Origin of the sequence: Chryseobacterium sp. 7 (genome assembly GCF_003663845.1) — a bacterium.
Lineage (GTDB): Bacteria > Bacteroidota > Bacteroidia > Flavobacteriales > Weeksellaceae > Chryseobacterium.
In genome coordinates this window covers 1,892,394-1,912,720 of record NZ_RCCA01000001.1, presented here as the reverse complement: position 1 = coordinate 1,912,720, position 20,327 = coordinate 1,892,394, and the positions used below count along the sequence as shown (strand labels likewise).

General features: G+C 37.5%; 14 protein-coding genes. 7 read left to right on the top strand and 7 right to left on the bottom strand.

Annotated elements, in window-relative coordinates:
• Positions 1–107 precede the first annotated feature (107 nt).
• Positions 108–917, top strand: a complete 810-nt coding sequence (locus CLU97_RS08740; protein WP_062670284.1) for an enoyl-ACP reductase — start codon at positions 108–110, stop codon at positions 915–917.
• A 117-nt stretch (positions 918–1,034) separates the two neighbouring features.
• Here the strand turns inward: CLU97_RS08740 and CLU97_RS08735 are convergent, their stop codons facing one another.
• Positions 1,035–2,033, bottom strand: coding sequence for a terpene synthase family protein (locus CLU97_RS08735; protein ID WP_121487582.1), 999 nt, complete (start codon positions 2,031–2,033; stop codon positions 1,035–1,037).
• A 150-nt stretch (positions 2,034–2,183) separates the two neighbouring features.
• Here CLU97_RS08735 and CLU97_RS08730 point away from each other — a divergent pair, with 150 nt between their 5' ends.
• Positions 2,184–4,049, top strand: a complete 1,866-nt coding sequence (locus tag CLU97_RS08730; RefSeq protein ID WP_121487581.1) for a DUF3472 domain-containing protein — start codon at positions 2,184–2,186, stop codon at positions 4,047–4,049.
• A gap of 88 nt (positions 4,050–4,137) precedes the next feature.
• On the opposite strand, the gene CLU97_RS08725 is transcribed toward CLU97_RS08730, so the two are convergent.
• The 6 genes from CLU97_RS08725 to CLU97_RS08700 all read right to left on the bottom strand — a co-directional run bounded on the left by CLU97_RS08725 (position 4,138) and on the right by CLU97_RS08700 (position 14,651).
• A complete protein-coding gene (locus tag CLU97_RS08725) occupies positions 4,138–5,577 on the bottom strand; it encodes a glycoside hydrolase family 30 protein (protein WP_121487580.1) in 1,440 nt (479 codons plus the stop codon).
• 37 nt (positions 5,578–5,614) lie between these two features.
• Positions 5,615–6,424 (bottom strand): family 16 glycosylhydrolase, encoded by an 810-nt coding sequence (locus CLU97_RS08720; protein ID WP_121487579.1) that lies wholly within the window; start codon positions 6,422–6,424, stop codon positions 5,615–5,617.
• An 83-nt stretch (positions 6,425–6,507) separates the two neighbouring features.
• Positions 6,508–8,730 carry a beta-glucosidase BglX gene (bglX, locus tag CLU97_RS08715; RefSeq protein WP_121487578.1) on the bottom strand — a complete coding sequence of 741 codons (2,223 nt, stop codon included), beginning with the start codon at positions 8,728–8,730 and terminating at the stop codon, positions 6,508–6,510.
• A 9-nt stretch (positions 8,731–8,739) separates the two neighbouring features.
• On the bottom strand, positions 8,740–10,164 hold the full coding sequence (locus CLU97_RS08710) for a glycoside hydrolase family 30 protein (RefSeq protein WP_121487577.1): 1,425 nt from the start codon (positions 10,162–10,164) through the stop codon (positions 8,740–8,742).
• A gap of 3 nt (positions 10,165–10,167) precedes the next feature.
• Positions 10,168–11,718 (bottom strand): RagB/SusD family nutrient uptake outer membrane protein, encoded by a 1,551-nt coding sequence (locus CLU97_RS08705; RefSeq protein WP_121489686.1) that lies wholly within the window; start codon positions 11,716–11,718, stop codon positions 10,168–10,170.
• 11 nt (positions 11,719–11,729) lie between these two features.
• Positions 11,730–14,651, bottom strand: a complete 2,922-nt coding sequence (locus CLU97_RS08700; RefSeq protein ID WP_121487576.1) for a SusC/RagA family TonB-linked outer membrane protein — start codon at positions 14,649–14,651, stop codon at positions 11,730–11,732.
• Between the two features lie 251 nt (positions 14,652–14,902).
• On the opposite strand from CLU97_RS08700, the gene CLU97_RS24005 reads away from it, so the two are divergent.
• The 5 genes from CLU97_RS24005 (at position 14,903) to CLU97_RS08680 (ending at position 20,242) form a co-directional block, all read left to right on the top strand.
• Entirely contained in the window at positions 14,903–15,139 is a 237-nt protein-coding gene (locus CLU97_RS24005; protein WP_228437597.1) for a hypothetical protein, read from the top strand.
• The gene (locus tag CLU97_RS08695; protein WP_228437595.1) at positions 15,076–16,011 is read left to right on the top strand and encodes an MFS transporter; all 936 of its coding nucleotides are present in this window, start codon (positions 15,076–15,078) and stop codon (positions 16,009–16,011) included. The genes CLU97_RS24005 and CLU97_RS08695 overlap by 64 nt, the downstream gene beginning before the upstream one ends.
• A gap of 16 nt (positions 16,012–16,027) precedes the next feature.
• Positions 16,028–16,816: an NUDIX hydrolase gene (locus CLU97_RS08690; RefSeq protein WP_121487575.1), complete on the top strand. Its 789-nt coding sequence runs from the start codon at positions 16,028–16,030 to the stop codon at positions 16,814–16,816.
• 128 nt (positions 16,817–16,944) lie between these two features.
• The gene (locus CLU97_RS08685; protein WP_121487574.1) at positions 16,945–18,123 is read left to right on the top strand and encodes an acyl-CoA dehydrogenase family protein; all 1,179 of its coding nucleotides are present in this window, start codon (positions 16,945–16,947) and stop codon (positions 18,121–18,123) included.
• Positions 18,124–18,283: 160 nt separating this feature from the next.
• On the top strand, positions 18,284–20,242 hold the full coding sequence (locus CLU97_RS08680; protein ID WP_121487573.1) for a T9SS type A sorting domain-containing protein: 1,959 nt from the start codon (positions 18,284–18,286) through the stop codon (positions 20,240–20,242).
• Positions 20,243–20,327 lie beyond the last annotated feature (85 nt).

Sequence of the window (20,327 nt, the reverse complement as noted above, 5' to 3'; positions counted from 1 at the left end):
TAAATATTTTCAATAAAATGGAGTCTTAAATTGATAAGGCTCCATTTTTTATTATGCCATAAGCACAATTATTGTTACATTTGTAGTATAATAAACATTAAAAAATTATGTCATACGGTTTACTTAAAGGCAAAAAGGGAATTATTTTTGGAGCCCTTAATGAACAATCTATCGCATGGAAAGTTGCTGAAAGATGCCATGAGGAAGGTGCTGAATTCATTTTATCTAATGCTCCTATTGCTTTGAGAATGGGAGAACTTAATGGTTTAGCAGAAAAAACAGGTTCTGAAGTAATAGGTGCTGATGCTACTTCTATAGAAGATCTTGAAAAACTTTTTGATGCCGCTGTTGCAAAATTTGGAAAAATCGACTTTATCCTTCACTCTATCGGGATGTCTATCAACGTAAGAAAAGGAAAACATTATACAGAAATGAACTACGACTGGTTAGAAAAGGGCTGGGATATTTCCGCTGTTTCTTTCCATAAAGTAATGCGTGTAGCTTGGGAAAAAGACTGTATGAATGAGTGGGGAAGCATTTTGGCACTTACTTATATTGCTGCGCAGAGAACATTCCCGGATTATAATGATATGTCTGACAATAAAGCGTATCTGGAAAGTATCGCAAGAACTTTCGGAAACTATTGGGGTGAAAGAAAAGTACGTGTAAACACGGTTTCTCAGTCTCCTACTATGACTACTGCGGGTAGTGGTGTAAAAGGTTTCGGAGGATTCCTTGGGTATGCAGAAGATATGTCTCCACTAGGGAATGCTACCGCTCTTGAGTGTGCAGACTACTGTGTAACGCTATTCTCTGATCTTACTAAAAAAGTAACCATGCAGAACCTTTTCCATGATGGAGGTTTCAGCAGCTCAGGAGTTACTCAGAGAGTAATCAGTAAATATGATGCTGAATAATAACTATTCATCTAAAAAATAGCGAATTAAAGTTTCGTTTAACATACCTAAAACCCATGAATTTTATTTCATGGGTTTTTCTGTTTCCCTATTTTAAACTGGAAATTATTTCTGTCTTTAAAACTCCCCTTCCACATAGCCTCCATTCACATATCTGGATGTATCATGAGTATGCCAGGCATATACCCCGGCGATCATAATCCCCAGATCCTGCACATAACTGTATACTTCACTCTGCCAGTTTCCAAAAGGAGGAAGATGGTCTTGCAGCACTAAAAATTCTTTTAAATATTGATCATGAATTTCCAGAGCTTTCATATAAGCTTCAGATAATGATGATCCATTTTCTTTCTGCAAAACTTTTACAAGATTCATTGTGTCACCGTCACGATGAATTTCTTTGGGTAAAGAGATAATATCATTGTGTATACCAATTATTAAAGAACATAAAGTGTAGATACGCCGGATATGAGGGTGCTCAAAAATTTCATCCGGCAGCTGGCGGTATTCTTTCTGTAGCACTGCATAATCACAGTACGGCTGTACACCACTTGTTGCTTCTCTAATAAGCAGATATACCGGTAATGGCGGGACAATATTTGCCCGGTAATAGGTTTTTTCTTCCGAATAGCCTATCAGTACATCCTGTATTGATTTTACAAATCTTTTATATATGTTTTCGGGAATACCACATTGAATGGCATCCTGTCTCAATACCCAAAATAAATGAAAAACACCATTTTCAGAAGGTTCTTCAGGGTTAGCTCCTGATAGCAGATCAATGATCCGATGCATGATCTGATACATTTCATCTCTGGAACAACGGTCAAAATAATCATCCATCATTGCTCCGTTGGCTGTATAATTGGCTAATGGCCGGAGTTCAGCAAGACTCTTAAGGAAAGGGCAGCCTCTTGCTGCGATATCTGTAAGATTATGCAATTTATGTTTTTCGCGAGCCTCTTTACTGTGAAAAGCATATTCTTTATCAATCCAATGATAATATTCTTCTCTCTGTTCCTGCATATCAGGATGAAAAAAATGCGGGAAAGGATAGCGAGGCTTGGGAAGTTGCTGCAAGCCGGCATAAAATTCTTCATTTGATGTTGTTTTCATGGGATTTATTTTTGTTAAAAAACATAATTAAAATTAATTAAAAAAACAACATAAAACATTTATTATTTAAAAATAAAAAAATATAATTAATTATTATTTTTAAGAATAAATTAAATATTCATAACTTATCAACTACCAAATAAATTGTATATGAAAAAAATTAAATCCTGTACAGCAATGTTATGTATTGCTGTAAGCTCGTTATTCAATGCATTAAATGCCCAGACCTGTCCAAGCTGGGGTCCGTATCTTGAAGGTTTTGATATGGCCAACTCCGGTGAACTCTGGTATTCTGAAGTAATGGCAGATAATACCTGTAAAAAGGTTAATACCTACTACTCTACACTGAATTTTTCTTTAGGTCCGCGAGGCGGATATGCAGGAATTCAGTATAAGCAGAATGAAATCTATAACAACATTTTTTCAATGTGGGATCTGCAGGATACCAATGTACCACAGTGTACTACAGAATATACTGCTCCCAATACTTTTGTAGATGGTTTCGGAGGAGAAGGAACAGGTCTTCACACAGATAATCCTATGCCATGGACACCAGGAGTCTGGTATGCCACTGTTGTAAGAAGGTGGTCAACTGGTGACGGAAAAACCAGAATAGGATTTTTTATGTTTGATTACGGTACTGGAAAATGGAAACATTATGTCACGATTGTAACTCCAGAAAACGATGCCAAATTCACAGGAACCAAATTGGGAGGTTTTGTAGAAAACTGGAATTCAGCAGCAAGTAAAGCAACCCGTTGTGGATATTTCAGAAACTTCTGGAGCATGAATGCACAAGGAAACTGGTCTAAACCTTCACGATATACTGCTTCGGCGGGAACTGGATCGTGGGGAGCGGAAACAGCTTTCAACAACACAGCAATTAAGGTAACTTCATGTGGAACGGCTCCGGCGCCTGCCGGCAGTTCGATAACTTTTAACGGAATTACTCAGGATGGTACAAAACCTGCCACCACTACTCCTATTACTGTAACAACCGTTACTCCATCTTATAATACCTCTAATAATTCAGTGAATGTAAATTGGGCCAACTCAGAAACCACAAGTCCTCAGTTTTCCTATAAAGTTTCGTTATATACGGAAGCCAGCTGGGCAAATTCTTACACTCCGGTAGCCGTGGTTACGGGTATTCGTCCTGACCAGAGAAATGCTCAGGTACCGCTTCCTTCGAATTCCCAGCCGGGGAAATATTATGTGAGTGTAGTTTTGGAAGATATTTTTAAACAAACTTCTAATTTCGGGTATAATAATTTAACGATCAGCAGTATTGTAACGGCACCAACTATTGATCCGAATGCTTATTACCGGATAAAATGTGTGGGAAGCAGTCAATACATCAGCCCTGCTAATTACAGTACCACATCTAATACTAAAATGGTTCAATATCATTTTAACAGCAACCTTGCCCAACAATGGAAACTGGAAAAAACCGGAAATAATTATATCATTATCAACCGTGCTTCAGGCTTAGCCATTGATGTTCCAGGATCCAATACAACTAATGGTACTACATTGATACAGTATTCAAAACATGGTGGTAATAATCAGCAATGGGTATTAAGACCTTATACCTCAGGCAACTTTGTTATAGGAACTGCACTATCCAATATGAAAGCCATTGATAATCCTGGCAATTCACAAACTTCAGGTACCAATATCAACATCTGGGATCAGGATATAAACGGTACCGCTGGGTTAAATCATCAATGGATACTTGAACAGGTTACAACATCAACGATGTCTGCAAAACAGGAAATGTCTTCTACTGCTTATCCTAATCCTGTAAAACAAGGTGAAAACCTTACCATCAGCCTTCCAGAAAACGGAAATAACTATGAATTGACGATCGTTAACGCAGAAGGATTAATAATAAAATCCCAACAGGCGAAAGCGGGTACAACAATCATCTCAACTTCAGGAATGAGAACCGGGATTTATTTCTATAATGCTCAAAACAGTAACGGGATGATTTCCGGGAAGTTTTCGGTGCAATAACTTTTACCTGTTTCTAAAGATATTTTAAATGCGAATCGGCGGCCTCTTCGAGGCCGCCGATTCTGTCAAAAATAATATTAATATGATATTATAAAATTACGGTCTGTATAGAGTGTGCCGGAGCATTCAGTTTGGCAGCCATTCCTTCAATCCATAGATTGGTTTCGATATCATTATCTGAATCGTTCATAATAACCGTTACCAGCTGTCCGTTTTCATTTATAAATGCAGAAGATGTAAGAGCTGCTCTGTTCGAAGAACTTCCGATTCTCTGTGCATTTGGCTTAATGTATTTTGACACGTGGCCTATATAATAGTATTCATACGTGTAGAACACTTCTCCAGTTTTGGTATCTGCAATAATTGGGGCAAAACAGAAGTTTCCTTTATGATTAGGTCCTCCGGTTTCATCCAGAAGAATATTCCAGTCTGTCCATAGTGCATTTCCTTTGTTGAAATCGTTCAGCATATTTTTGCTGTAAAGCTCTCCCAGGCTTACATCATAGATTTTATCCATGTTAAACTGTTCTTTACATCCTTCTGTAAAAGCCAGGAATTTATCCGGAAATGCTCTGTGAGTTTCTGCTAAATTATCAAAAAGCTGAGTTTTGTTATTCCATGTTTCATACCAGTGATAGCCGATACCACTGGCATATTTTGCAGTTTCAGGATCGCTTAAAGTGGTGGTTGCTCTTTGATAAATAAGGTCCCTGTTATGATCCCAGATCATAACTTTTTTATCTTTATATCCGTTTTTCCAAAGGGTTGGACCAAGATTCTTTTTCAGGAATTCTCCTTCTTCTTCAGCAGTATAGATGCATGATTCCCAGCTTTGGGTAGCCATCGGCTCATTCTGAACGGTTAATCCCCAGATATTGATTCCTCTTTTTTCGTATTCTTTAATGAATTTGATATAATAGTCTGCCCACGTCTGGTAATACTGATTTTCCAATCTTCCGCCTTTGTATAAGCTTTGATTTGACTTCATCCATGCCGGCGGGCTCCATGGAGAGAAATAAAAGGTAAAATCATTTCCTATCGCTTTCTGAGCTTCTTTAATCATAGGAATTTTATATTTCTCATCATGAGCAATATTGAAGGTCTTTAAAGACGTATCATTATCCTGTACATACGTATAAGAATCGCTGGAAAAATCACAGGAGTTCATATTGGTACGAACTACGGTATATCCCAATCCGTTTTTTCCGAAATAAGCGTCCAAAATTTCTTTCTGCTTATTTTTTGGCATTTTATAAAAGGTTTCTGCTGAGGCATCTGTAATGGCACCTCCTATCCCTATCACTTTCTGATATTTAAAATTCGGAGCAACAAAAATACAGGCATCTGTTTCTTTAGGCTGCCCGAACTGTGCAAATGTAACGGCTCCTTTATCCACCATCTTCTCATTCGCTTTCGAGTTGGTAAGGACTACTTTAGCTGTTTTTCCTGCATTTTTTTTCCAATAATTCTGAGCATTGACATTCATGACAACGCCTACTAAAAAACAACTTACAATTAGTTTTCTCATGATTTTTTTGTTTTTGGACCTATCGTCCCCATTTTCATTATTTATTCTGATAGACTCTTACGTAATCTATATAATACTTCTGTGGAAAAACAGTATCATCAATACCTTCTTTTCCTCCCCAAAATCCCCCTACTGCAAGATTTAAAAGAATAAAGTAAGGCTGATCAAAAGGCCATGCTTCCTTGGTTTTCTCTTTATTCTCGTAGGTAAAGAACTTTTGATTATCTATATAAACATCTATCTTTTCCGGTGTCCAGTCTGCTTTATAAACATGAAATTTTTCGCTGGCATCCTTCACAAAAAGAGTATCCGTTTTCTGCGTTCCCTGAATATGATTGTATTTTTTGGTATGAACAGAAGCATGGATAAATCCCTGATTAAACCCAACATGTTCCATAATATCCAATTCTCCATCATCCGGCCATTTTTTCATATTTTCGCTCATCATCCAGATGGCAGGCCACGTTCCACGGCCTTTGGGAAGTTTTGCTCTCACTTCAATTGTTCCATACTGAAAAGAGAATTTCCCTTTGGTTAAAAGTCTTGCAGAAGTGTATTTATTCTTATCCCAATTTTCTTTTCTGGCTTCAATGATGAGATTTCCATTTTCCATTCTGGCATTCTCAAGCCTGTTTTTGGTATAAAACTGAGCTTCATCATTTCCAAAACCGTCTCCTCCTGTATCATAATTCCATTTTAATGAATCCGGAAGTCCTTTGCCATTAAACTCATCACTCCAAATCAGTGTTCTGCCGGCATCTGGTTTATTTGAAGCGCAATTGAGAGCCGAAAGAAAGAATATTCCTCCTACACAGATACTGATTATATTCCTGAATTTGATTTTCATGTGTATTAAGTTTTGGCTAAAGCCGTTCTTTTTTATATTTTCATAAGTGAGCTAAAGCCCAATCCTATTGAATTTTCTTCAATTTATTTCGTCCAGTTAATTCTTTTGGTCTGAACATTTTGAGAATTGGTTCCGACCATAATATCAAATTCTCCGCCTTCCCAGTCAAAATTTAACTCGTCATCAAAGAATTTCAAATCTTCCGGGGTAAGTTTAAATTCGATCTTTTTACTTTCTCCTTTTTTGATGAATATTTTCTGGAAACCTTTCAATTCTTTTACAGGTCTCACCACTTTTCCGAAAAGATCTCGGATATAAAGCTGTACCACTTCTTCCCCATCATATTTTCCAGTATTGGAAACGGTAACACTGATATTCAATGCTTGATTTCCTGTAAGGTTTGTGGAACTTAAAGTCATGTCAGAATATTTAAAATCCGTATAGCTTAAGCCATATCCAAACGGATATTTCGGATCATTATCAAGATCTATATAGGCGGAAACATAATTTCTGTCTGTATTATTTTTTGCCGGTCTTCCGGTATTATAATGATTGTAATACACTGGAATCTGACCTTCTGTTCTCGGAAAGCTCATTGGAAGTTTCCCGCCAGGATTCACCGAACCGAATACAACATCCGCAATGGAATTTCCGGCTTCTGTTCCCAGCCACCATGTGTACACAATTGCAGGAATATTGTCTGAAGCCCAATTGAAGATCAAAGGTCTTCCGGCATTGATCATCAGAATGATTGGTTTACCAGTTTTAGCAATTTCTTTCAATAAATCTTCCTGAACTCCTGTAAACCCAATATTGCTTCTGCTTTTTGCTTCTCCACTCATTGCATGGCCTTCTCCCAGTGTCATAATGACAACATCAGCTTTTTTTGCCGTTTCTATAGCTTCTGCAAACTGACTTTTGTCCTGATCATCAACGTTACAGCCTTTGGCATATAATAAAGTAGAGTTTTTATCCAGTTGATTTTTAATTCCGTCAAACTGTGAAACGATTCTTTGATTATCATCTTTGAAAGCAATAGACCAGAAGCCGTGATTAGCCACCGTTTCTTTACCGAAAGGACCAATCAGGGCAACAGTTTTTACCGTTTTTGAGAGTGGAAGAATATTTCCCTGATTTTTAAGCAGAACGATACTTTTGGAACCGAATTCTCTTCCGAATTTTCTGTTTTCCTGATTATCTGTCTGTTCTTTTTGTCTTTTCTCATTACTGAACCTGTAAGGATCATCGAAAAGTCCCATTTCGTATTTTTTGGTTAAGATTCTTCCCGTTGCATCATCTACCAATTTAGGATCTACTCTTCCTTCTTTAACCAGTTTTGGAAGTTCTGCCATATAAATACGGCTTTCCATATCCATATCACTACCTCCCTTTATTGCTCTTTCTGCAGCTTCAGCACCATCTTTAGCATAGCCATGAGGTATCATTTCGCCAATACTTCCCCAATCTGAAACAACAAAGCCTTTATAATTCCATTTTCCTTTTAGAAGGTTTCTCTGAATATATTGGTTGGCCGTAGCCGGAACGCCGTTAATATCGTTGAAGGAATTCATAAAAGTAGCCACACCTGCTTCTGCAGCAGCTTCGAATGGCGGAAGATACGTTTCGTTCAGTTGTCTGAGGCTCATATCTACGGAATTGTAATCTCTTCCTCCTATAGCCGCGCCATATGCAGCAAAATGCTTTGCACAGGCCATCACCGCATCCAGATTTCCTAATCCTTTACCCTGAAATCCTTTGATTCTTGCCAATCCGATTTTTGTACCCAGATAAGTATCTTCTCCTGAGCCTTCCATTACTCTTCCCCATCTTGGGTCTCTGGCAATATCCACCATTGGAGCAAATGTCCAGTGAATACCATATGCCGAAGCTTCTGTAGCGGCAATTCTTTCTGATTTTTCAATCATTCCCAGATCCCAGCTTGCGGCCTGTCCCAGATTTACAGGAAATGTAGTACGATATCCATGAATAACATCCTGTCCGAACAGTAAAGGAATTTTCAACCTAGACTGCATTGCCAGTTTCTGAAATGCTCTGGTTTCTTCAGATCCTGCTACATTCAGCATAGAGCCTACTTTTCCTTTTTTAATTTCATCCAAAACAGCAGCGGAATTAGAATGTTGTGGTCCTGTGGCGTATTCAAACCCACTGTACTGAACCATCTGCCCCACTTTTTCTTCCAGTGTCATTTTAGACAACAATTCTGCTACTTTCTGATCAATTGTCTTTTGCCCGTAAACGTTCAGTCCAAAAGCAGAAAATGCAAGTAAAAAATAAACTCTTTTCATAGTATCAAATTAAAAAATATAAGTTGCTGTAGAACGTCCTGAAATTGTTACAGCAGCGGTTTTTCCGGCAAATTTAATATTAAAATTTTCATCTTCTTTATTGTCATTCTGAACAATTAAGACTATTTTCCCAAATTGAGTCTTAAAAGCAGCTGTGGATAGTTTATCCGTCTGTGTGGAAGCGATACGCTGAGATCCTGCAGGAACAAATTTTGAAGCGTGGGCAATAATATAGTAGGAAACATTTCTGGTGAAATTCTCACTGTCGGAAACAGTAATGGCTCCTTTACATTCTGTACATCCACCATCTGTATGTGGTGCAAATTTCGGATCGTTGGCCAGGTTCCATTCCAGAGCAATTTTGCTCCAGTTTCTCATAGAACCGATAATTACATTTTTTGTATGCCAGTTCAGGTCTTCAGTAAAAGTTCCTTTTGATCCTGTCCATTGTTCAGTAAAGTATAAGTTTTTATTGGGAAAGGCATCATGTACCGTACTTAATGCAGAGATTTCTCCTTCATACAAATGAAAAGCTGAACCGTCTATATATTTGTCGGCTTCTGCGTCTTTTAAAATATTAATAGCATATTCAGGTTTGCTGCAATTGTGATCATAAACAACAATTTTGGTGGCAATTCCATTGGCTTTAAAAACCGGACCAAGATGATTTTTGATAAAATCTCCCTGCTGCTCAGACGGCATATATAAACTAGGATTATTTCCCGGGTGTAAAGGCTCATTCTGAGGAGTTACGGCATCAATGGTAATGCCTTCTTTTTTCATTCCCTGAATGTATTTTACAAAATATTGTGCGTAGGTTCCATAGAATTCAGGTTTTAAGCTGCCTCCTTTTGATTTTCCGTTGTCTTTCATCCAAACCGGAGCGGACCACGGAGCAGCAATGATTTTAATTTTAGGATTGATTGATAAAATCTCTTTCAACATAGCAATCAACGCTTTATCTTTTTCCAGACTGAATTTCGAAAGAGAGGCATCGGTTTGTCCTTCAGGAAGATCATCGTATGAAAATACTTCACCATCAAGATCAGATGCACCTATGCTTAATCTCAGATAGCTGATGGAGATTGAATTTTTATCATTTCCGAAAAGTTCGGCAAGCAGTGCTTTTCTTTTGGGAGGAGAAAGCCTATTAATTACCTCAACACTTCCTCCTGTTAATGTATATCCAAAACCATCAACATATTGAAACTTCTGAGCATCATCAATTTCAATATTCTGAAAGCTGTTGGCATTATTTACAAATTTAACCGGAGTCTGCTGCTGTAATTTTACACTTTCATCGCCTTTTGTAAGCCAGTACTGTACTTCATTTCCTTTATTGGACATTACTGATGTACATGATAAAGGAAAAAGTGCCACACCACTAAGTAGTGCGGCACCTCTAAAGAAACTATATAAGTTGTGAAACTTCATATTTTAGTAACCAGGATTTTGTTTTAAAGCTGTATTCGGCAATTCATTGAACGGAATTGGAAGAATTTCGTTCTTATTGGCTTTAAACCCTTTGAAAGCAAGCTTAGATGGAGCATCACCCCATCTTACAAGATCAAACCATCTGTGCCCCTCTCCTGCAAGTTCTCTTCTTCTTTCATCTTTAATGGCCTGCAATGAAACCGGAACCGATGCTAATCCAACTCTTGTTCTTACTGCATCTAATAAAGCCTGAGCTCTAGCCCCTGCTCCCCCTAAAGCTTCCGCTTCCATGAGATAAGTATCTGCTAGTCTTATCGCAATATAATTCTGACGGAAATTAAGCTCTGCTGGTCCTGGAAGTGAGCTTTTTAAAGCATTCGTAGGTAAATATTTATTTAAGAAATATCCTGTATCTGCAAAAGCCGGGCTGTAAGTAACCTTACCTTCTGTTACCAGTTTTTTTGCATTGAAAACTGTCACATCTAACCTTGGATCACCCTGCATAAAAGTAACAAAGTTTTCTGTAACGGTATTAAACGCCCAGCCAGAATAGATATCCGGTGCATCATTATTCGGAATATTGGTTAATGAATAAGAACGTGGCCCTACCATTACATTAATAGAATTCCCCTCATCTTTTCCCTGTCCCCAGAATCCCCAATCGGAGTTTCCTTTATTGGTATGCATTACTTCCAGGATAGATTCTGTTGAAAATTTATAGGGATCTGATAATTCAGGACCTACCTTAAATAAGTCTGCATAATTGGCTACCAGTTTATATCCATATTGGCTGGTTCCACCAGGAGTACCGTTTACCTCAGCAAACTGTGCTGCTGCCTGAGGCATTTTTTTATCATAAAGATAGATTTTACCTAAAATAGCTCTGGCTGTTCCCTGTGTGATTCTTCCTCTATCATTCCCGCTTGATACCATCATCAGATCCGGAATGGCAGCATTGATGTCACCTTCTATCTGAGTATATACATCACTTGGATTAGCTTGTGGAATATTCCAATAGTTATCATCAAATTTTACGGACTTAAGAATCAAAGGAATATTTCCAAACATTCTTAGCAATTCGAAATAATATAAAGAACGAAGAACTTTTGCTTCTGCAATATATCTTTTCTTAAGATCATCACTCATATTAGCTCCCGGCACTCTTTCTATTAAAAGGTTAGCACGTGCTATACCCTGATAATAATCTCTCCAGTAGCTGGCTGGCATTGTATTCGGGTTAATCATATAGTTGTTCAGTCCCTGAATACCTGCCCCATCATTTGAGTTTCCTCCTCCGGAATAGAAATCATCAGAACCTGCATTAAAGAAAGTAACGGTATTTTCGAATCCACCGGAATATTTTCTTAATAGATCGTATACTGAAACCAAAGCACTGAAAGACTGTTGCTCATTCTGAAAATACAAATCAGTATTAAAAGATCCTGAATTCTGTACATCATCCAGATAGGAATCACTACAGCCCATATTGGTAAAACTCAGACCTGTCAAAAATGCTACCGCAAGTCCTTTATATATAAAATTCTTATTTTTCATTTTGTTAGTCATTAAAATTGAATATTTGCACCTATCAGGAATGTTCTTGCCTGTGGATAGTAAGCTCTGTCTACACCCACAATATCCTGTTCAGAATTATTTCTTCCTGCAATTTCCGGATCATACCCTGTGTATTTTGTAAAAGTGATCAGGTTTTCTCCTGTAATGTACAGCCTTACTTTACTCATTCCGAAACGTTGAGTAACATCTTTAGGAATGGTATAGCCTAACTGAACGATTTTCAAACGTACATAATCTCCTTTCTGAAGATAATAATTAGACATCCATGAATAGTTATGGTTAGGATCATTACGGGTAACTCTTGGGTTATCATTGGTAGATCCCTCACCAGTCCATCTGTCTAAAATTCTTGTCTGATAGTTGGCATCAAGCATATCCAGTCTTCTAAGTCCCTGGAAAATCTTGTTACCAGCCTGTCCCTGTGCGAACATCATCAGGTCAAAATTCTTATAATTAAGATTCACGGTAAGTCCGAAAGTATATTTCGGTATAGAGCTTCCCAGGTTTACTTTATCATTGTCGTCAATTTTTCCGTCTCCGTTATTATCCTGCCAGATAAAGTCTCCCGGTTTTGCATCAGGTAGTAATTTTACTCCATTCGCATTTACATAATTATCAATTTGTGCCTGATTTTGGAAAACACCACTATATGTTTGCCCGTAGAACGATCCGTAAGGCTGTCCTACTGCTACTCTGGATATTGCTCCCATCGTTTGGAAAGAAGCCAGATTGAAATACTGAATATCATCTTCCAATCTAAGAACTTCATTCTTTATAGCTGAGAAGTTACCATTAACCGAAATCCCGAAATCTTCCCAATTCTTTTTGTAGCCCAGTTCAAGCTCTAATCCGCTGCTCTGCATATCTCCTACATTTGACCAAGGTAAATTCGGAACTCCTACATAACCAGGGATATTGATTTGTCTAAGGATATCGGTTGTTTTCTTTTTGTACCAATCTGCTGTAAGGGTAAAATTGTTGAATACTTTCAAATCTGCTGCAATATTCAGCTGGCTGGTCTGTTCCCATTTCAGATTTGGATTTTCCAGTGTACTGGGTGCATATCCAATAATGATATTATTTCCTGAATTGGTATAGTTGCTTCCTGAAACCATGAAACTTGCAAATCTGAAATTATCCATTTCATCATTTCCTAAAACTCCATAACCTCCTCTTAACTTTAAGTTATTGATCACCTTATTTTCTGGCCAGAAATTTTCTTTATGAACATTCCACCCAACAGACATAGATGGGAAAGTTCCCCAATGCTGGTTGGTTGCAAATTTGGAAGAACCATCTCTACGAATTGTTCCTGTGAATAAATATTTGTCGGCATAATCATAAATAATCCTACCAAAATAAGATGCTTTACGGGTCTGAATCCCGTCCCATCCTGTTGCAGTAATATTATCCTGCGGAATATTAAAGTTAAAAGAAGCATCCTGCCAATTGTCAACAGGCAGATTACTATAGGTAAGGCTAGCCCCTCCAGCAATATTGTATCGGTAAACTCCCTGACCAACCATGATATTGATATTATGATCTCCAAACTTATTCTGATAGGTTAGGGTGTTTTCCATACTCCATTCAAATTTATTTTCGTCCACCTTATTCAGGCTATTGAAGCTGGTATTGTTATAGTTAGGACTTAAATAGTATTTTGGTGTAAAAGCGCGGCTTCCCCAATAAGATTTCTTACCGTTCAGACTGGATTTAAAGGTGAAATGCTCAAGAAACTTTAGTTCTGCAAAAACATTTCCTACGAAATCATCTGACCAGTTATAATTTCCTTGCTGCAAATAACGGAAAGCCTGTGGATTAGTCATTTCCTGATTTACATATTTTGAAATTCCATAAGGGTTACCGTTTGGATCACGAATAATATATGGATTTGTATAACCACTTGGGTCTACCATAGACCAATCTGTCACAACAACTGGAGTTGTAGGATCAAGGTTAACCGCTGAAGCTAATGGTCCTCCAAACTCTTCATTTGCACTTACTCCCTGAGACTTTACGTGAGTATAGGCAAAAGTTTGACCTAGTGTCAGATAATCTGTAACTTTATGTGTTGAGTTAAATCTGGCATTAATTCTTTTGTAATATGAAATATCGCTCATTACAATACCAGACTGATCAAAATATCCGAATGATGTATAATACGTAGATTTTTCGTTACCTCCGGTAATACTTACTTCATGAGAAGATTTTTCCCCAGTTCCGAAGATAGCATCCTGCCAATCTGTTCCTTTTCCTAAAGATTCCGGATTGGTGAATCTTGGAGCTCCTCCGTCATTAACGAAACCTTCATTGATGATTTTAGCATATTGCGTAGCATCCAGAAGATCCAGTTTTTTTGACGCATTTGAAAAACCATAAAATCCGTTGTAAGAAAGGGTAAGTTTTCCTTTTTTTCCTTTTTTAGTAGTTACCAGAATTACCCCTTTTGCAGCAGAAACACCATAGATAGCAGCTGATGCTCCATCTTTTAAGACTTCGATACTTTCTATATCTGACTGATTCAGCCATCCGATATTGTCTACAACAATACCGTCTACTACCCACAAAGGACTGTTACTTCCCGCTCCAAAACTGGTAATTCCTCTTACGCGTACAGTAGCTGCAGCACCGGGCTGCCCGGAATTAGTCACAACAGAAACACCGGCTGCTCTACCCTGTAATACCTGCTCCGGCTTACCAGATGGAATGTTTTCTATGTCGCTGGCTTTAATACTTGCTATAGCCCCGGTTACATTACTCTTTTTCTGAGTACCATAACCAATGACTACAACTTCGTCTATTTTGTTTTCTTTAGCAAGTGTGTCCTTCGCCTTGGTGGTCTGGGCACTGAAGTTGGCCGTAAAATAGAGGACGGCAACCACTCCTACGCTTCTTGATATTCTTACATTCATATACAGTTATTGTTTAATTCTCAAATTGAGACAATAAAAATATATTTTTTTTTAATTAATTAACATTCTATTCATAAATATTTTAATTTTTCTTTTATTTTTCAGGGTTAGAAGCCCTATCTTCGCATCAATATTTCATAAAATATCATAAAAATCCAATAAAGTTATCTCCCAAAATGATCTTCAAGCCTTCAAAAATTTCTCTTCCTTTAAAACTTACTTTCCTTATTTTTTCAATGGTTTTAAACTGTATGGGACTCGTGATTCTGCAGTTGTCTCAGGAGAAAATCACTTATGGAGAACTGGGGCTGCTGGAGTCTTTTAAAGATTTACCTATTGCTTTCATTTCACTTTTTGCGGTGAGCTTTATTAACAAAACAGGACCCAAAAAAGCATTAATTCTGGCTCTTACTATTGTGGCCCTATGCTCCTGCCTGCTTCCTTTTGTAAAGGTTTTTGGTTTTATAAACTGTGGTTTGCTATTATAGGAGCTTGTTTTGCCATTGGTAAAATCTGTGTTTTTGGAATCATCAGGAATAATATTTCGGATGAGAAATCTCTGGCAAAGACAATGAATAATGTGGAAGCTTCTTTTATGATTGGAATTTTCGTAGTAAACACTGGTTTCGGATGGGTAATTTCCAGCCAGTACTCGGAATTCTGGAAATTTGGCTTTTTATTGATTGCTTTATTATCTGTATTTACCATTTTTCTGCTTTCGAAAATGGAAATTGTGGAGTCTAAGCCTATAGAAAACAAGAGTATCCTCTCTGAGTTATCCGGATTTACAACACCCGCTGTAGCTTTATTTTTAGGTGTTGTCTTTTTTATTGTTTTTGTAGAACAGGGATTCAATTCTTGGCTGCCTTCTTTTTACAAAAACCATCTGAAAGTCAATTCTTTTTTTGCTCTTCAGGCAACTTCTTTCCTCTCCATTTTTTCTTATGCCGGAAGAACGGCTACCGCCAATATTATCAAAAGATTTCCGTTGCCAAGATACTATATCACATGCATGACTCTGATTATCGCACTGCTCGTCATTATAGTAGGCATACAGTATTTTGACTCCAAAGATTCCAGACTGCTTCTTTTTTTATTTCCGGTTATTGGCCTGTTCCTTTCGCCGCTCTACCCTGTCATCAACTCAAGAATGATTGCGCAGGTGGATAAAGATAAAATTAACCTGTTTACATCCCTAATTGTGATTTTTTCATCTCTGGGCAGCTCTGTAAGTTCAATTATTATGGCCATTTTATTCGAAAAACAATTATTAAATTACTATCCATTATACATCTTATCCTCTGTAATTCTGCTTTTTGTGATTAGTTTAATATATTTTACTGTCACAAATAGAAAATAGTTTTATTTTTACTACCATGAAAATCAAAGACACAAAAAGTAAAGAAACGCTTCGGGAACTTATCGATACTAAAGATTTCGTAGCGCATATTTCTGTTGACTGTACCATATTCGGCTTTCATAATAATATTCTGAAAGTTTTGCTTTTAAAATATCATGATCTTGACCTGTGGTCGCTTCCCGGTGGTTTTGTTTTCAATGACGAAGACCTCAGAGAAGCTGCTGAAAGAGTTTTGTATGAAAGAACGCACCTTAAAGGTTTATTTTTGAAACAGTTTCATACATTTGGAAGGATAGACCGTACAGAAAACAACGTTCATCAGATTCTTCTTCAAAATAAAGGAATCACTGTTCCTGAAGATCACTGGATCTTTCAGCGCTTTGTGACGGTAGGCTACTGCAGCCTTATTGATTTTTCATTAACAGATACTTTTCCTGATGCTTTCAATGAAAGCTGCGAATGGTTTGAAGTGAATAAATTACCCAAGATGGCATTCGACCATGACAGAATTATAGAAACCGGTCTGGAATACCTGAGAATGAACATCAATACGGAAGTGGCAGCAAGTAACCTGCTTCCGGAAAAGTTTACAATGAAGGATCTTCAGGCTCTTTATGAAACCATTTTAGGTCAGAAATTCAGAAGAAATAACTTTCAGCGAAAAATTTTAAGTTTAAATATCCTTGACAGAATGGAAAAGCTGTATGACGGCTCTGCCAATAAAGCGCCTTATCTGTATAAATTTAAAACTGAAGTTCATAATTCTACCAATCAGTATCCCATCTCAAATGATGAGGAGTCATAAAAATATAAATTTAATCAAAATCACCAATAAAATAACATTATATATCTGAAAACCAACATCAAAATAAGTTTCTAAAAAAACTTTTCAGACACCACGAAAAATGCTATTTTTAACAAAATCAAAAAATCATGTCATATTATCCTCTTACGAGCATCCCTGATTATTACGGAATTGATGCTTTACTTACTGAAGAACACAAACTAATCCGCCAATCTGTAAGAGACTGGGTTGAAAGTTTTGTAATGCCGCAGATAGATCAGGCCGCTCAAAATCATACAGACTTACCTAATCTTATGAGAGAATTGGGGAAAATTGGAGCTTTAGGGCCTTATATTCCGGTTGAGTATGGCGGTTCAGGATTAGACCAGATTTCTTACGGTCTGATTATGCAGGAATTGGAAAGAGGAGATTCTGCAGTACGTTCTGCTGCTTCGGTACAGAGCTCTTTGGTGATGTTCCCTATTAATGAATTCGGTTCTGAGGAACAGAAAAAGAAATATCTTCCTAAGCTTGCTGCCGGAGAAATGATCGGATCTTTTGGATTAACAGAGCCTAACCACGGTTCAGACCCGGGTTCTATGGAAACTTATTTTAAAGATATGGGAGATCATTATCTTTTGAATGGGGCTAAAATGTGGATCACCAACTCTCCTCTTTGCGACATTGCAGTAGTATGGGCAAAAAACGAGGAAGGAAAAGTACAGGGATTAATCGTTGAAAGAGGAATGGCAGGTTTCACTACTCCTGAAACACACAATAAATGGAGCTTAAGAGCTTCCAAAACCGGAGAGCTGGTATTCAATAATGTAAAAGTCCCGAAAGAAAACCTTCTTCCTGGAGTAACAGGACTAAAAGGACCTCTTTCTTGTCTGAACTCTGCAAGATATGGAATTTCATGGGGGGTAATTGGTGCGGCAATTGACTGCCACTGTACAGCTGTTCAATATGCTAAAGAAAGAAATCAGTTTGGAAAACCAATTGGTTCTTACCAGCTTCAGCAGAAAAAATTAGCTGAATTCTTAACAGAGATCACAAAAGCTCAGTTATTATGTCTTCAGTTAGGAAACCTTAAAAACGCCCACAAAGCAACTCCGGCTCAAATCTCAATGGCAAAACGTAACAACGTGAAAATGGCAATTGACATCGCAAGAGAATCAAGACAGATCCTTGGCGGCATGGGAATCATGGGTGAGTTCCCAATGATGAGACACGCAGCGAACCTGGAATCTGTAATTACTTATGAAGGAACGCATGACGTACATTTGTTAATCACAGGTTTAGATATTACAGGAATTAACGCATTCTAAAATAAGACAAACTTATAAATAAAGAGTCTGGCCAATGGTCAGACTCTTTTATTTTACTCACTTTGCAGAGAATTGATATTCAATGAATAATTATTGATGCCGTAATGTTTTTGTCTATTTATTAAAGTTATTACCTTAATGAACACAAAAAATCATCAATATGAAAAAAATTACGACTTTTTTACTAGGTCTTACCGCACCATTTTATTTCGCTCAACAAGCCGGTGATGTGGTAAGCGCCGAACAGAAACTGGATCTTACTCCTCAGGGAGTTATCAATTTCATTGCCAATAATCTTGGTGATCAGAATGCACCGGAATTTGCCAGCTACCTCAACAGCTTCAATGTAGGCCTGAAAGGATACAAAATTACGTATTACACCAAAAATGAAAACAACGTTCTAGTAAAAGCTACCGGACTTCTTATGTATCCTAATGTCCCTTTTAAGCTTTCTACAGTGGTTTCTGACCATGGAACAACAGACAGCAGAAATAATGTCCCGTCTAATTTCAAAGGCGCTTTAACCGCAGGATTTGTTGTTGAGCTATCTTATGTACTCAATGGTTATATCTTAATGGCGCCCGACTATGTAGGGATGGGAACAGGAGAAGGAGTTCATCCTTATGTAGACTACGCTACAGAAGCCGGAGCTACCATTGATTTTATTACAGCAGCGAATAAAGTATTGGCGCAACTGAACATTAAACGTTATGACGAATATTTCTTAGCAGGATATTCCCAAGGCGCTCATGCAGCCATGTCTACGTTAAAAAGATTAAGCATTTCGAATCCTAATAATATAAAATTCAAATATGCCTACATGGGAGACGGACCGTATGATTTCTCCGGAGTTACTTTAAATAAAGGCGTTCTGGAAAAAGATATTTATCCGTTTACGTCATTCCTTGCGAATGTTCTTCATACCTGCAACAACACAGGCTATAAAACCTATAATAACAATATTTCTGAAGTTATTTCCGCAGAATATCTTGATAAATACAATTATCATGTTGTTCAGGATAATGGCGGGCTGTTATGGGGACCTGTGATATGGAGAAAACTCTTTACTACCAGCTTTGTTAATGATGTCACCAATAATCCCAATAACAAGCTCAGATTATGTATGAAACCGAAGGATGTGTATGACTGGTACAATAAAACCCCAATGACATTAGGCCATTCTACCATAGATTTAGCCATTCCGCCTGAAAATACTTCCAAAACCATTGATGTTCAGCGTGGATATTATCCTTGGTGGGATCTTAACAAATACAAGCTGGATTCTTTCTACTGGGGACCATTGGGGCATGTGGGAGGAATTCTTCCGTTCACTTTAGCTTCCAATGCTAAATTTAATACGCTGAGGAGCGGTGGCCTTTTGAATGAATGGGCTATTGCAGGATCAATTTTTGGGAAGCAGTCACCACAGAAAACTTCTGAAAAACCTACCCTTCTCTCTTCACAGATCAAACCAGATCTAGGAAATATGCAGCTGATAGAAATTACAGATTTCAATAAAGAAAAAATACAGAGCAGAGCAGCTATTGACCATAATTTATCGGCTTTAAAAGACGGAATTTATTTATTGAAAGTAACGGAAAACAATGAAAACAAAACAATCCCATACATCAAAAATACGCCTCAGGAAGTTGCTGAAAACGAAATCGTACAATCTGCGAACGCATCCGTTTTACAGTTAAAAGTGAATCAGGAAGAACTTACTGCCGTAAATATTTTTGACGAAAATAAAACGCTGATCAAAAGTATCTCTCCGAAACAATATCATGAAGCCGGAGGAATCAATCTACAGGATCTGGAACATAAAAACTATACGTTTGAAGTTGTTACGCCATACTATAATCTTCAGTTCAATAAGGCAGTTGACGGAACTCCATCAGCAGAAAACAATACTGATATCTATGCTCAAAAACAGCAAATTGTAGCTAAATCTGCCAATGATATCAAAAACATAAGCATTTACAATATTTCCGGGGCTTTGATTGTTCAGCAGGAAGTTAACAAACCATTTTTTGAATCCAGAAACCTGGAAACAGGTGTTTATGTTGTACAAATCACTCTTTCTAACGGAAAAGTCATCCATAAAAAAGTAAAACTTTAACAACAATCCTCTTCATAATCTCATTTCAAGTTAATTTTTGGCACTTCAGCAATGAAGTGCTTTTTTATTAATCATAACCAAAACT

Coding starts and splice junctions, on each gene's coding strand:
- CLU97_RS08685 (WP_121487574.1), top strand. CDS start 16,945: ATGTCATATTATCCTCTTACGAGCATCCCTGATTATTACGGAATTGAT.
- CLU97_RS24005 (WP_228437597.1), top strand. CDS start 14,903: ATGGGACTCGTGATTCTGCAGTTGTCTCAGGAGAAAATCACTTATGGA.
- CLU97_RS08735 (WP_121487582.1), bottom strand. CDS start 2,033: ATGAAAACAACATCAAATGAAGAATTTTATGCCGGCTTGCAGCAACTT.
- CLU97_RS08690 (WP_121487575.1), top strand. CDS start 16,028: ATGAAAATCAAAGACACAAAAAGTAAAGAAACGCTTCGGGAACTTATC.
- CLU97_RS08695 (WP_228437595.1), top strand. CDS start 15,076: ATGCTCCTGCCTGCTTCCTTTTGTAAAGGTTTTTGGTTTTATAAACTG.
- CLU97_RS08705 (WP_121489686.1), bottom strand. CDS start 11,718: ATGAAAAATAAGAATTTTATATATAAAGGACTTGCGGTAGCATTTTTG.
- CLU97_RS08730 (WP_121487581.1), top strand. CDS start 2,184: ATGAAAAAAATTAAATCCTGTACAGCAATGTTATGTATTGCTGTAAGC.
- CLU97_RS08720 (WP_121487579.1), bottom strand. CDS start 6,424: ATGAAAATCAAATTCAGGAATATAATCAGTATCTGTGTAGGAGGAATA.
- CLU97_RS08725 (WP_121487580.1), bottom strand. CDS start 5,577: ATGAGAAAACTAATTGTAAGTTGTTTTTTAGTAGGCGTTGTCATGAAT.
- CLU97_RS08710 (WP_121487577.1), bottom strand. CDS start 10,164: ATGAAGTTTCACAACTTATATAGTTTCTTTAGAGGTGCCGCACTACTT.
- CLU97_RS08680 (WP_121487573.1), top strand. CDS start 18,284: ATGAAAAAAATTACGACTTTTTTACTAGGTCTTACCGCACCATTTTAT.
- CLU97_RS08700 (WP_121487576.1), bottom strand. CDS start 14,651: ATGAATGTAAGAATATCAAGAAGCGTAGGAGTGGTTGCCGTCCTCTAT.
- bglX (WP_121487578.1), bottom strand. CDS start 8,730: ATGAAAAGAGTTTATTTTTTACTTGCATTTTCTGCTTTTGGACTGAAC.
- CLU97_RS08740 (WP_062670284.1), top strand. CDS start 108: ATGTCATACGGTTTACTTAAAGGCAAAAAGGGAATTATTTTTGGAGCC.